The sequence below is a fragment of the Kineococcus vitellinus genome, from assembly GCF_009906315.1.
Classification (GTDB): domain Bacteria; phylum Actinomycetota; class Actinomycetes; order Actinomycetales; family Kineococcaceae; genus Kineococcus; species Kineococcus vitellinus.
Genome location: NZ_JAAALL010000697.1, coordinates 1 through 236, shown reverse-complemented (window position 1 = coordinate 236; position 236 = coordinate 1). Strand labels below are relative to the sequence as shown.

The 236-nt window shown below is 72.0% G+C and carries 2 pseudogenes; one reads left to right on the top strand and one right to left on the bottom strand.

Features of this window, described 5'->3' with window-relative positions:
* Window positions 1-135, top strand: a pseudogene (locus GTQ99_RS27705) (hypothetical protein); the annotation flags it as partial.
* Here GTQ99_RS27705 and GTQ99_RS27700 read toward each other — a convergent pair.
* A pseudogene (locus GTQ99_RS27700) lies at window positions 126-173 on the bottom strand (hypothetical protein); the annotation flags it as partial. The pseudogenes GTQ99_RS27705 and GTQ99_RS27700 overlap by 10 nt on opposite strands.
* Window positions 174-236 lie beyond the last annotated feature (63 nt).

Genomic DNA, 236 nt, shown 5'->3' with positions numbered 1-236 from the left:
TTCTCCTTCAACTCCCCCTTCGGCGCCTGCCCCGAGTGCACCGGCCTGGGCACCCAGCTGGAGGTGGACCCCGAGCTCGTCGTCCCCGACGAGGACCTCTCGCTGGCCGAGGGGGCGATCGCCCCCTCGGCCAGCGAGAGGTCCTCGTCGGGGACGACGAGCTCGGGGTCCACCTCCAGCTGGGTGCCCAGGCCGGTGCACTCGGGGCAGGCGCCGAAGGGGGAGTTGAAGGAGAA